Genomic DNA, 11,594 nt, shown 5'->3' with positions numbered 1-11,594 from the left:
ATGGCGCCCTGTAGCCGCTTCGTGAAAAACCACTTGTTTATCGTTGCCCAAGCGGGTAAACGGCCCCGCAGTTCTAACTCTCTTTTATGGTTGTGAGCGATGGGCAAGGAAAAGTTTGCACGTACGAAGCCGCACTGCAACATTGGCACGATTGGTCACGTTGACCATGGCAAGACGTCATTGACTGCGGCGATCACGAAGGTTTTGGCTGAGACTGGCGGTGCGACGTACACGTCGTACGACAACATCGACAAGGCGCCTGAGGAAAAGGCACGCGGGATCACGATTTCGACCTCGCACGTTGAGTACGAGACGGCCAAGCGCCACTATGCGCATGTGGACTGCCCGGGTCACGCTGACTATGTCAAGAACATGATCACGGGTGCGGCGCAGATGGATGGGGCGATCCTTGTGGTTTCGGCTGCCGACGGCCCGATGCCGCAGACGCGCGAGCACATTCTTCTGGCGCGCCAGGTTGGCGTTCCGGCGCTTGTTGTGTTCCTGAACAAGGTCGACCAGGTCGATGACGAGGAGCTTCTGGAGCTTGTCGAGCTCGAAGTGCGCGAGCTTCTTTCTTCTTATGAATTCCCTGGCGACGACATTCCGATCACCAAGGGTTCTGCGCTGATGGCGCTTGAGGACAAGCGTCCCGAGATCGGGCGCGATGCGGTTCTGGCGCTGATGGAGACGGTTGACGACTACATCCCGCAGCCTGAGCGTCCCAAGGACCAGCCCTTCCTGATGCCTGTCGAGGACGTGTTCTCGATCTCGGGCCGCGGTACGGTTGTGACCGGTCGCGTCGAGCGCGGCATTGTCAAGGTTGGCGACGAAGTCGAGATCGTTGGCATCAAGCCGACGCAGAAGACGACGGTGACGGGCGTTGAGATGTTCCGCAAGCTGCTCGATTCGGGTGAAGCTGGCGACAATATCGGCGCGCTGGTTCGCGGCATCGACCGCAGCCAGGTCGAGCGCGGGCAGGTTCTGTGCAAGCCCGGTTCTGTGACCCCGCACACCAAGTTCGTTGCCGAAGCCTACATCCTGACCAAGGAAGAGGGCGGTCGTCATACCCCGTTCTTCACGAACTACCGTCCGCAGTTCTACTTCCGGACGACGGACGTGACGGGTGTCGTGACGCTCAAGGAAGGCGTCGAGATGGTGATGCCTGGCGACAATGTCGAGATGAATGTCGAGCTGATCGTGCCGATCGCGATGGAAGAAAAGCTCCGCTTCGCCATCCGCGAAGGCGGCCGCACCGTCGGCGCCGGCGTTGTCTCCAAAATCGTCGAGTAACGGGCGATCAACCGGATTTGACAAAGGGCGGTCTGCAGGCCGCCCTTTTCTTTTTGGCTGAAAGCCGCATGAGAGGCTTGCGCTCTAAATCCAACTCGACTAGATCATGCCTCGGTCCCAAATGGACCCACATTTGCGCTGTCTTAAAGCGCTGCAGGGGTGTAGCTCAGTTGGTAGAGCATCGGTCTCCAAAACCGAGGGCCGGGGGTTCGAGTCCCTCCGCCCCTGCCATTTTCTTATCAAATGATATGCCGGAATGAAGCGAGGCCTTGCTTTGGACGCAAATGGCTCGTAGGGTACGCGCATACGTGAGATGCACTTGGCTACCTGATCTGCCGGCTTGACCGGTTACTTGGATACCCCGAATTGCTGAACGTTTAGATGCGGGCACTTGGCACGCATCGGCTTGCGCGCATACCGCCCGCGAGTAATCTCAATGAAAGGGTGTTTCAATGATCACCGGCAAAGTAAAGTTCTTCAACAGCACCAAGGGCTTCGGCTTCATCCAGCCCGATCAGGGCGGCCAAGATGCGTTCGTGCACATCAGCGCCGTAGAGCGCTCGGGCCTTTCTACCCTGAACGAGGGACAGGCTGTCACTTACGAGCTCGAAAAGGGCCGTGACGGTCGCGTGTCTGCAACCAACCTGCAGACGGTCTAATTTTTAAAGGGCCGCCTTCGGGCGGCCCTTTTTTGCCGTGAGCGGGGCGGTACTAAACTCGCTGGAACGCAAGCGTTTCGCAGAAAATCAGCGCCCGGCAGCCGCGGATTTCGATGGAATCGGCGGCGACGTGGGTGAGCGTGCCCTCAGCTTCATTGCCTTCGAATATGACAGTGCCCTGCCACTGGTTCTCGGCGACCATATCCGCCTGCATGATCTGCTGATTCACGTAAGCAAGGTTTTCTTCCGTACGGGACTCGCCCTGCACGTCCAGCAGTACGGCGCACAACTGAGTGGCATCTTCACCGCAGAATGAAATTTCGAGGGTGGTGCCCCAGTCATCCTGCCACACGCCTTCGGGCGATGCCTCTTGTGCGAGCGCGGGCGTCAAAGTTGTAGCTGCGATTAGCAGCGCGATTGCGATACGCATATTTCACCTATCCGGTACAGTGAGAAGTTGGCTGGCTAACGTGCGCAATTGCAAAAGGTTGCCTCCGTTCGCGCGCTCTTAACCCAAGGATCAAGTCTGGACCTGGGCGATGTTCGCGGTCATGCTAGGTGCCAGGGGTCATATCTGGGAGGAGCCGAAATGAACGTCGCCAATCTGCAGTTGCAGGGACTCTATCTCGCCGTTGCGGCCATCAACGAAACGCTTGTCGCCAAGGGACTGCTCACGCGGGAGGAAATCGATACCGCGCTCGTGCAGGTCGAACAGGTTGTTCTTGGAGAGGAACGGCTCGTCGAGGATCTTCACCCGGCAAATCGCGATGCGGTGGTCTTTCCCATGCGTTTTCTCGCGCTTGCCAATCGCAAGGCCGAGGACGGAGGCGTGCGCGGCTTTACCGAGCTTGCCAAACTCGTGGGAGAGACCAAGGGGCACTACAACGACCAGGTGTAATGCCCCTCCGGTCGGGAGCAAACTAGTCGTCGCGGGTGGCGAGGAGGTATTTCCAGATAAGTGAACCGAGCGCGGCGCCGATCAGTGGAGCGACCCAGAAGAGCCAGACCTGGCTCAGCGCTCCGGTCTGGGCGAAGATTGCGGAAGCCAGGGAGCGGGCAGGGTTTACCGAAGTATTGCTGACCGGAATCGAGATCAGATGGATCAGGGTCAGCGCCATCCCGATGGCAATCGGTGCGAAACCGAGCGGTGCGGATTTGACGGTGGCGCCGAGAATAACGATCAGGAAAACCGCCGTGAGCACGATTTCGGCGACAAGAACCGCCAGCATGGAATAGCCACCCGGTGAAAGCGCGTCATAGCCATTGGCGCCAAATCCACCAGCCGCAAAGCCCGGAGCGCCGGAGGCGATCACGAATAGAACGGCTGCGCCCATGATGCCGCCGATTACCTGAGCGACCCAGTAAAACGGCAGCTCCCGCCAGCCGAACCGTCCGGCCATAGCCAGCCCGAGTGAAACGGCAGGATTGAAATGACCGCCGGAAATAGGACCGAGAGCGTAGGCCCCCGTGAGCACCGTCAGGCCGAAAGCTAGCGATACGCCCAGAAAACCGATACCCAGTTCGGGAAAGCCAGCGGCCAGAACGGCACTGCCTACACCACCGAAGACCAGCCAGAATGTTCCGGCTGCTTCGGCTGCAAGTTTTTTAGTATGTGTCATGTGATTTCCCCAATAATCATCAAATAGTTGTTCAACATCCAGCGAGAATCAGCAGAAGAAAAATACTGCATTTGACAACTCGTGCCGAGGGATCGTTTTCGGTGCCGAGGGTTTTATGAGCTTTGCTGCAGCAATTTCGCGGATTGTCCTGGGTGGGGGGCAGGATTTGCGACAACAGCACCGGTCAGGGCCTGGCCAGGGCCGCCCGGGTTGGCAAAAAACATCCGATGGGGTCTTGCTTTGGACACGTTGAGCGTCTAGATAAGCCTTTCTTGGCCGTGCGACCCGACTCGCGCGGCAATTGCTTATGGACTTAAGCCCAAAATTTGACATCAGGTATCGAGCGGTATATGGCCCGGACTAATCCCTTTACGTTTATCCAGCAGGTGCGGTCCGAGATCGCCAAGGTCGTCTGGCCCACCCGCAACGAGACGCTGATATCGACCGTCATGGTGCTGGTCATGGTAGTATTTGCAAGCGTGTTCTTCCTGCTTGCCGATCAGATCATCCAGTTCTTTGTGGGTCTGGTTCTTTCCATTCGCTAGTTGCAGCAAGTCGGGATCGGGAGCGAAACGCGTAATGGCCAAACGCTGGTATATTGTTCAGGCGTACTCGAACTTCGAGCGCAAGGTTGCGGAAGACATCAAAGGTAAGGTGGCTTCCAACGGGCTTGACCATCTGTTTGACGATGTTCTGGTTCCGACCGAAAAGGTTACCGAGGTGCGCCGGGGCCGTAAGGTCGATGCCGAGCGCAAGTTCTTCCCTGGTTATGTGCTTGTAAAGATGGAGCTGACCGACGAGACGTTCCATCTCATCAAGAACACGCCGAAGGTGACGGGGTTCCTGGGCGCGGACAACAAGCCGCAGCCGATCTCCGAGCGTGAGGCGATGTCCATTCTGCAGCAGGTGCAGGAGGGCGTCGATCGCCCCAAGCCGTCGGTCAGCTTCGAAATTGGCGAGAACGTTCGCGTTTCGGACGGCCCGTTCGCGAGCTTTTCCGGCGTCGTCGAGGAAGTCGACGAGGAGCGCGCGCGCCTCAAGGTGGAAGTTTCGATTTTCGGGCGCCCCACTCCGGTGGAGCTCGAATACGGTCAGGTCGAAAAGGTCTGACCCCAAACCTGTGGGAGAGGACGGCGTATGCCAGCGCCGGGCAAGCCTCGCACCACAGTGTTCTACTCGCTCAATCGTGAGCGCTGACAGGAGATAGAAATGGCAAAGAAGATTATAGGCTATATCAAGTTGCAGGTGCCTGCCGGTGCCGCGACGCCGTCGCCCCCGATCGGTCCAGCCCTCGGCCAGCGCGGTCTCAACATCATGGAATTCTGCAAGGCCTTCAACGCGGCCACGCAGGAGATGGAAAAGAACGCTCCGATCCCGGTCGTCATCACCGCATTTGCGGACAAGAGCTTCACCTTCGAGATGAAGCTGCCGCCGGTCACCTACTTCATCAAGAAGGCGATCAATCTCAAGTCCGGTTCCAAGAAGCCGGGCCACGACAGCGCGGGCAAGCTGACTCAGGCCCAGGTGCGCGAGATCGCGGAAAAGAAGATGAAGGACCTCAATGCGGACAATATCGAAGCCGCAATGAGCATGGTTGCCGGTTCCGCCCGTTCGATGGGCCTGCAGGTTGAGGGTTAAGGGCAATGGCAAATCTTGGAAAGCGCACGAAGCAGATTCGCGAAGGCATTGACCGCAAGAAGCTTTATCCCGTTGATGAAGCCATCAAGCTGGTCAAGGAGCGCGCGGTCGCAAAGTTCGACGAGACCGTCGAAGTCGCTCTGAACCTGGGTGTCGATCCGCGCCACGCCGACCAGATGGTCCGCGGTGTCGTGAATCTCCCCAACGGCACGGGCAAGACCGTCCGCGTGGCGGTTTTTGCCAAGGACGCCAAGGCTGAGGAAGCCAAGGCTGCCGGTGCCGACATTGTTGGTGCAGACGATCTCGCCGAGGAAATCCAGAAGGGCAACATCAATTTCGATCGCTGCATTGCGACCCCGGACATGATGCCTCTCGTTGGCCGTCTCGGCAAGATTCTCGGCCCGCGGAACCTGATGCCGAATCCCAAGGTCGGAACCGTTACCCCGGACGTTGCCGGTGCGGTCAAGGCGGCCAAGGGTGGCGCTGTCGAGTTCCGCGTCGAAAAGGCCGGCATCATTCATGCTGGTGTGGGCAAGGCCTCGTTCAGCGAAGTCCAGCTCATCGAGAACATCAAGGCGCTTGCGGATGCGGTTACCAAGGCAAAGCCTGCTGGCGCCAAGGGTACCTACGTCAAGCGCGTCGCAGTTTCCTCGACCATGGGCGCCGGCGTCCATGTCGATCCCTCGTCGGTCCTCAACTGACGAGATAATGAATTCCGGGCGGTTCCGGCCGCCCGGGGTGCCAAAGGGCTTCGGCCCGATGGCTCAAGTCCTGTCCGAGACTGCGTGGTGGTGATCAGCGGATCATCCGAAATGCCGGGAGCTCCCGGTGGCCACCAATAGATGGGGTGATGACCGGTACGAGATTTGAAGGCGATGAGCGCCGTCTCGTTTTGGTTTGAACCGGACTGGCCAAGGGGCTCGCCCCGAAACCGGTTTACAGGCACTGCACCGCTGTCCCGTCCGCGGGGCGGCAATTTGCAACGGTTCCTATCCGTTCGGGATGGGGGCTAAACGTGGAGAGTAGCAGTGGATAGAGCGGAAAAAGCTGAGGTCGTCTCCTCGCTCCAGCAGGCATTTGCCGGCTCGGGCGCGGTTGTCGTCGCTCACTATGCCGGTCTGTCGGTCTCTGAATTCGAAAGCCTTCGCAGGCAGATGAAGCAGGCCGGTGGGCAGGTAAAGGTCGCAAAGAACCGCCTTGCCAAGCTCGCTCTTAAAGAAACCGAAATAGCGGATTTCTCGGACATTCTTACCGGTCCGACGGTTCTTGCCTATTCGGAAGACCCCATTACGGCGCCGAAAGTCGCCAAGACGTTTGCCGATAAGAACGCGAAGTTCGTAATTCTCGGCGGCGCAATGGGTTCGACCGTACTAGACGCCAACAGCGTCAAGGCACTGGCCGATCTGCCTTCGCTGGACGAATTGCGTGCAAAGATCGCCGGCCTGCTCACGCAGCCTGCGGCCAAGATCGCAGCAGTCCTGCAGGCGCCGGGCGGCCAGGTCGCACGGGTCATCTCCGCATATTCGGAAAAGGGCGCTGCTTAAAGGCGTCGCGACCAAATCCACGGTTCAAACTGAAACCTAGAACCTTAGAAAAAAGGGTACTGAAATGGCTGATCTCGCCAAGCTTGTGGACGAATTGTCCGCACTGACCGTTCTGGAAGCCTCCGAGCTTTCCAAGATGCTCGAAGAAAAGTGGGGCGTCTCTGCAGCCGCTCCTGTGGCTGTTGCTGCTGTCGGCGGCGGCGCTGCTGCAGCGGCTCCTGCTGAAGAGCAGACCGAATTTGACGTGATCCTGGCTTCGGCCGGCGATCAGAAGATCAACGTCATCAAGGAAGTCCGTGCCATCACGGGTCTCGGCCTCAAGGAAGCCAAGGACCTCGTCGAAGGTGCTCCGAAGCCTGTCAAGGAAGGCGTCAGCAAGGCTGAAGCCGAAGACGTCAAGGCAAAGCTCGAAGCAGCCGGCGCCAAGGTCGAGCTCAAGTAGTTCGACTGACAGAACACGACATCTGGGATGGCCCTTTTTCGGGCCATCCCTTTTCCCGTTTCAAAAGGGCAGCAGCTTTTTTGGTGCGGACGCCACCCGCAAAGGGCAGGGCGTAGTTGCGGACCATAGTGCATAGATGAGTTCTGCAAGGGCATCTGTTCAGAGGACCGACGGCTGATAGTCGATCCTTTGAACAGCTGCCTCGGAAGACATTCGAGACGAGAGGAAACGGGTATATGGCTACCACGTTCAACGGGCGCCGCAAGGTGCGCAAGTCCTTCGGTTCCATCCGCGAAGTCACCGAGATGCCGAACCTGATCGAGGTTCAGAAGGCTTCCTACGACCAGTTCCTGATGGTTGACGAGCCTCAGGGCGGTCGCGCCGATGAAGGCCTGCAGACGGTATTCCGGTCGGTGTTCCCGATCACCGATTTTGCCGGAACTGCAAGCCTTGAATTCGTGCGCTACGAATTCGAGCAGCCCAAATACGACGTCGAGGAATGCCGCCAGCGCGACATGACCTTCGCGGCGCCGCTCAAGGTGACGCTGCGCCTGATCGTGTTCGAGGTCGATGAGGACACCGGCGCGAAGTCCGTCAAGGACATCAAGGAGCAGGACGTCTATATGGGCGACATGCCGTTCATGACGTCGAACGGCACCTTCATCGTTAATGGTACCGAGCGCGTCATCGTTTCCCAGATGCACCGTTCGCCCGGCGTGTTCTTTGATCACGACAAGGGCAAGACCCACTCTTCGGGCAAGCTGCTGTTCGCTGCGCGTATCATTCCCTATCGCGGCTCCTGGCTCGATATCGAATTCGACGCCAAGGACGTGGTTTATGCGCGTATCGACCGCCGCCGCAAGATCCCGGTCACTTCGCTGCTCAAGGCCCTGGGCCTTGACGCCGAGGAAATCCTGGAAACCTACTACAATACCCAGACCTATGCACGGAGCGAGAAGGGCTGGCGCAAGCCGTTCGACGCCGACAAGCTCAAGGGCACCAAGCCGGTCTTCGACCTGGTCGACGCCGATACTGGCGACATTGTGCATGAGGGTGGCGTTCGCTTGACCGCACGTGCGGCAAAGAAGCTGGCCGAGAAGGGCGTAACGCACCTGTTGGTGACCGATGAAGACCTTTACGGCATGTATGTCGCACAGGATCTCGTCGATCTTTCATCCGGCGAGATTTTCGTTGAGGCTGGCGACGAGCTGGACGAGAAGAACCTCGCCCTGCTTGCTGAAAAGGGCTTCACCGAGCTTCCCATTCTCGACATCGATCACGTCAATGTCGGTCCTTACATCCGCAACACGCTGGCTGTGGACAAGAACGAAAGCCGCGAAGACGCGCTGTTCGACATCTACCGCGTGATGCGCCCGGGTGAGCCGCCCACCATCGAAACAGCAGAAGCGATGTTCAATTCGCTTTTCTTCGATCCCGAGCGCTATGACCTTTCTGCGGTCGGTCGCGTCAAGATGAATATGCGGCTGGACCTCGATGCGCCCGACACCATGCGCGTGCTCCGCAAGGAAGATATTGTGGAGGTCGTTCGTACGCTCGTCGAACTTCGTGATGGCAAGGGCGAGATCGACGACATCGACAACCTCGGCAACCGCCGTGTGCGTTCGGTCGGCGAGTTGATGGAGAACCACTATCGTCTCGGGCTGCTTCGCATGGAGCGCGCGATCAAGGAGCGTATGTCCTCGGTCGAAATCGACACGGTCATGCCCCAGGATCTCATCAACGCAAAGCCGGCTGCGGCTGCTGTACGCGAGTTCTTCGGGTCGTCCCAGCTCAGCCAGTTCATGGACCAGACCAACCCGCTTTCGGAAATCACCCATAAGCGCCGCCTCTCGGCGCTTGGCCCGGGTGGTCTTACCCGCGAACGGGCGGGTTTCGAAGTCCGCGACGTGCATCCGACGCACTATGGCCGTATCTGTCCGATTGAAACGCCGGAAGGGCCCAACATCGGCCTTATCAACTCGCTGGCGACTTTCGCACGCGTCAACAAGTACGGCTTTATCGAGACCCCGTACCGCAAGGTCGTGGACGGCAAGGTCACCGATGACGTCGTTTATCTCTCGGCGATGGAAGAGGCCAAGCACTACGTTGCGCAGGCCAATGCCACAGTGAACGAGAAGGGCGAGTTCGTGAACGATCTCGTCGTTGCCCGTCACTCCGGCGAAGTGATGCTGACGCCGAAAGAGTCCATCGACCTGATGGACGTTTCGCCCAAGCAACTCGTTTCGGTGGCCGCTTCTCTCATTCCGTTCCTCGAGAACGACGACGCGAACCGCGCGCTCATGGGCTCGAACATGCAGCGCCAGGCCGTGCCGCTTCTGCGTGCCGAAGCGCCCTTCGTGGGCACTGGCATGGAATCGGTCGTAGCACGCGACTCTGGGGCGGCAATCGTTGCCCGCCGCACCGGTATCGTCGATCAGGTGGACGCCACCCGTATCGTCATCCGGGCGACGGAAGAAACCGATCCGTCCAAGTCCGGCGTCGATATCTACAACCTCATGAAGTTCCAGCGCTCGAACCAGTCGACCTGCATCAACCAGCGTCCGCTGGTTGTCGTGGGCGACCACGTTCAGGCTGGCGACATCGTGGCGGACGGTCCCTCGACCGATCTCGGCGACCTGGCTCTGGGCCGCAACGTGCTCGTCGCGTTCATGCCCTGGAACGGTTACAACTTCGAGGACTCTATCCTGCTGTCCGAAAAGATCGTGCAGGACGACGTCTTCACCTCGATCCACATCGAGGAATATGAAGTGATGGCCCGTGATACCAAGCTCGGCCCGGAAGAAATCACCCGCGACATCCCCAACGTTTCTGAAGAGGCTCTGAAGAACCTCGACGAAGCGGGCATCGTTCATATCGGTGCCGAGGTGCAGGCGGGCGACATTCTGGTCGGCAAGATCACGCCCAAGGGCGAAAGCCCGATGACGCCGGAAGAAAAGCTCCTGCGCGCCATCTTCGGCGAGAAAGCCTCCGATGTTCGCGATACGTCGCTCCGGGTTCCTCCGGGAGATGGCGGCATCGTGGTCGAGGTGCGTGTGTTTAACCGCCACGGCATCGATAAGGACGAGCGCGCGATGGCGATCGAGCGCGAGGAAATCGAGCGTCTGGCCAAGGACCGCGACGACGAGCAGTCGATCCTCGACCGCAACGTCTATGCGCGTCTCAAGGAAATGCTGTTTGGCAAGGCTGCCACCTCCGGTCCGAAGGGCTATGTCGCGGGTACCAAACTCAACGACTCCATCTTCGAGGCCCATGCGCGGTCCAAGTGGTGGCAGTTCGCGGTTGAAGACGACAAGCTGATGGCCGAGATCGAGGCCCTGCAGGCGCAGTACGACGAAAGCCGTCGCCTGCTCGAGCAGCGTTTCATCGACAAGGTCGACAAGCTCCAGCGCGGTGACGAGCTTCCGCCGGGCGTGATGAAGATGGTCAAGGTCTTCGTTGCGACCAAGCGCAAGGTCCAGTCGGGTGACAAGATGGCTGGCCGCCACGGCAACAAGGGCGTCATTTCGCGCATCATGCCGGTCGAGGACATGCCGTTCCTCGAAGACGGCACGCATGTGGACATCGTTCTCAACCCGCTCGGCGTGCCCTCACGCATGAATGTGGGCCAGATTCTCGAGACCCACCTGGGGTGGGCCGCTCGGGGACTGGGTCGGAAAGTCGATGCCATGATGCAGGCCTATCGCGAGAGCAAGGATATCACGCCGCTCAAAAAGGAAATCTCTGCGCTCTACGAGGGGGACGATTTCGTATCCGATCTCGACGATGACGGCATCGCCCGTCTCGGCCAGCAGATTTCGAAGGGCGTCTCGATTGCCACGCCGGTGTTCGACGGAGCGAAAGAGGCCGATATCGTTGAACTGCTCGAAAGGGCGGGGCTCGACGCATCCGGCCAATCCACGCTCTACGACGGTCGTACAGGCGAAGCCTTCGACCGGTCGGTGACGGTGGGCTATATTTACATGCTCAAGCTGCATCACCTGGTGGACGACAAGATCCACGCGCGTTCGATCGGTCCATACAGCCTCGTTACCCAGCAGCCGCTCGGCGGTAAGGCCCAGTTCGGTGGCCAGCGTTTCGGCGAGATGGAGGTGTGGGCCCTCGAAGCCTATGGCGCCGCCTACACCTTGCAGGAAATGCTGACCGTCAAGTCGGACGACGTGGCTGGCCGTACAAAGGTCTACGAAGCGATCGTGCGTGGTGACGACACCTTCGAAGCGGGCATCCCCGAGAGCTTCAACGTTCTCGTTAAGGAAATCCGGTCGCTGGGTCTCAATGTCGAATTGACCGACATCGAAATCGCCAATGATGAGGAGCCTTCGGGAGAACCCGAACTCGCGCCTCCTGCGGACGCGGCGGAATAATCCGCCGCGCTTCCCACTGA

General features: G+C 59.1%; 12 protein-coding genes and 1 tRNA gene. 11 read left to right on the top strand and 2 right to left on the bottom strand.

Going from position 1 to position 11,594, the window contains the following annotated elements; translation table 11 throughout:
• Window positions 1-99 precede the first annotated feature (99 nt).
• From tuf to I2G20_RS05430, 3 genes are all read left to right on the top strand, one after another.
• Window positions 100-1,290: an elongation factor Tu gene (tuf, locus tag I2G20_RS05440; protein ID WP_196258640.1), complete on the top strand. Its 1,191-nt coding sequence runs from the start codon at window positions 100-102 to the stop codon at window positions 1,288-1,290.
• 155 nt (window positions 1,291-1,445) lie between these two features.
• Window positions 1,446-1,521: transfer RNA gene (locus tag I2G20_RS05435), tRNA-Trp, on the top strand.
• Window positions 1,522-1,742: 221 nt separating this feature from the next.
• Window positions 1,743-1,949: a cold-shock protein gene (locus I2G20_RS05430; protein WP_196258656.1), complete on the top strand. Its 207-nt coding sequence runs from the start codon at window positions 1,743-1,745 to the stop codon at window positions 1,947-1,949.
• 52 nt (window positions 1,950-2,001) lie between these two features.
• Here the strand turns inward: I2G20_RS05430 and I2G20_RS05425 are convergent, their stop codons facing one another.
• A complete protein-coding gene (locus I2G20_RS05425; RefSeq protein WP_196258655.1) occupies window positions 2,002-2,379 on the bottom strand; it encodes a DUF2147 domain-containing protein in 378 nt (125 codons plus the stop codon).
• 159 nt (window positions 2,380-2,538) lie between these two features.
• Here I2G20_RS05425 and I2G20_RS05420 point away from each other — a divergent pair, with 159 nt between their 5' ends.
• Window positions 2,539-2,847: a hypothetical protein gene (locus tag I2G20_RS05420; RefSeq protein WP_196258654.1), complete on the top strand. Its 309-nt coding sequence runs from the start codon at window positions 2,539-2,541 to the stop codon at window positions 2,845-2,847.
• Window positions 2,848-2,869: 22 nt separating this feature from the next.
• Here I2G20_RS05420 and aqpZ read toward each other — a convergent pair whose 3' ends face one another.
• Window positions 2,870-3,568 (bottom strand): aquaporin Z, encoded by a 699-nt coding sequence (gene aqpZ, locus I2G20_RS05415; protein ID WP_196258653.1) that lies wholly within the window; start codon window positions 3,566-3,568, stop codon window positions 2,870-2,872.
• A 350-nt stretch (window positions 3,569-3,918) separates the two neighbouring features.
• Here aqpZ and secE point away from each other — a divergent pair, with 350 nt between their 5' ends.
• From secE to rpoB, 7 genes are all read left to right on the top strand, one after another.
• Entirely contained in the window at window positions 3,919-4,113 is a 195-nt protein-coding gene (secE, locus tag I2G20_RS05410; protein ID WP_196258652.1) for a preprotein translocase subunit SecE, read from the top strand.
• A 34-nt stretch (window positions 4,114-4,147) separates the two neighbouring features.
• Entirely contained in the window at window positions 4,148-4,678 is a 531-nt protein-coding gene (gene nusG / locus I2G20_RS05405; RefSeq protein ID WP_196258651.1) for a transcription termination/antitermination protein NusG, read from the top strand.
• Window positions 4,679-4,777: 99 nt separating this feature from the next.
• Entirely contained in the window at window positions 4,778-5,206 is a 429-nt protein-coding gene (gene rplK / locus I2G20_RS05400) for a 50S ribosomal protein L11 (protein ID WP_196258650.1), read from the top strand.
• A 5-nt stretch (window positions 5,207-5,211) separates the two neighbouring features.
• Window positions 5,212-5,907: a 50S ribosomal protein L1 gene (rplA, locus tag I2G20_RS05395; RefSeq protein ID WP_196258649.1), complete on the top strand. Its 696-nt coding sequence runs from the start codon at window positions 5,212-5,214 to the stop codon at window positions 5,905-5,907.
• 327 nt (window positions 5,908-6,234) lie between these two features.
• Window positions 6,235-6,750, top strand: a complete 516-nt coding sequence (rplJ, locus tag I2G20_RS05390; protein WP_196258648.1) for a 50S ribosomal protein L10 — start codon at window positions 6,235-6,237, stop codon at window positions 6,748-6,750.
• Between the two features lie 64 nt (window positions 6,751-6,814).
• On the top strand, window positions 6,815-7,192 hold the full coding sequence (gene rplL / locus I2G20_RS05385; RefSeq protein ID WP_196258647.1) for a 50S ribosomal protein L7/L12: 378 nt from the start codon (window positions 6,815-6,817) through the stop codon (window positions 7,190-7,192).
• Between the two features lie 236 nt (window positions 7,193-7,428).
• A complete protein-coding gene (gene rpoB / locus I2G20_RS05380; protein WP_196258646.1) occupies window positions 7,429-11,574 on the top strand; it encodes a DNA-directed RNA polymerase subunit beta in 4,146 nt (1,381 codons plus the stop codon).
• Window positions 11,575-11,594: the final 20 nt, after the last annotated feature.

Source organism: Pelagibacterium limicola (assembly GCF_015694405.1).
Taxonomy (GTDB): domain Bacteria; phylum Pseudomonadota; class Alphaproteobacteria; order Rhizobiales; family Devosiaceae; genus Pelagibacterium; species Pelagibacterium limicola.
The sequence above is the reverse complement of the archived record's forward strand: the minus strand, read 5'-3'. Positions and strand labels throughout refer to the sequence as shown.

Coding starts and splice junctions, on each gene's coding strand:
- secE (WP_196258652.1), top strand. CDS start 3,919: ATGGCCCGGACTAATCCCTTTACGTTTATCCAGCAGGTGCGGTCCGAG.
- I2G20_RS05425 (WP_196258655.1), bottom strand. CDS start 2,379: ATGCGTATCGCAATCGCGCTGCTAATCGCAGCTACAACTTTGACGCCC.
- I2G20_RS05430 (WP_196258656.1), top strand. CDS start 1,743: ATGATCACCGGCAAAGTAAAGTTCTTCAACAGCACCAAGGGCTTCGGC.
- tuf (WP_196258640.1), top strand. CDS start 100: ATGGGCAAGGAAAAGTTTGCACGTACGAAGCCGCACTGCAACATTGGC.
- rplA (WP_196258649.1), top strand. CDS start 5,212: ATGGCAAATCTTGGAAAGCGCACGAAGCAGATTCGCGAAGGCATTGAC.
- rpoB (WP_196258646.1), top strand. CDS start 7,429: ATGGCTACCACGTTCAACGGGCGCCGCAAGGTGCGCAAGTCCTTCGGT.
- nusG (WP_196258651.1), top strand. CDS start 4,148: ATGGCCAAACGCTGGTATATTGTTCAGGCGTACTCGAACTTCGAGCGC.
- I2G20_RS05420 (WP_196258654.1), top strand. CDS start 2,539: ATGAACGTCGCCAATCTGCAGTTGCAGGGACTCTATCTCGCCGTTGCG.
- rplK (WP_196258650.1), top strand. CDS start 4,778: ATGGCAAAGAAGATTATAGGCTATATCAAGTTGCAGGTGCCTGCCGGT.
- rplL (WP_196258647.1), top strand. CDS start 6,815: ATGGCTGATCTCGCCAAGCTTGTGGACGAATTGTCCGCACTGACCGTT.
- aqpZ (WP_196258653.1), bottom strand. CDS start 3,568: ATGACACATACTAAAAAACTTGCAGCCGAAGCAGCCGGAACATTCTGG.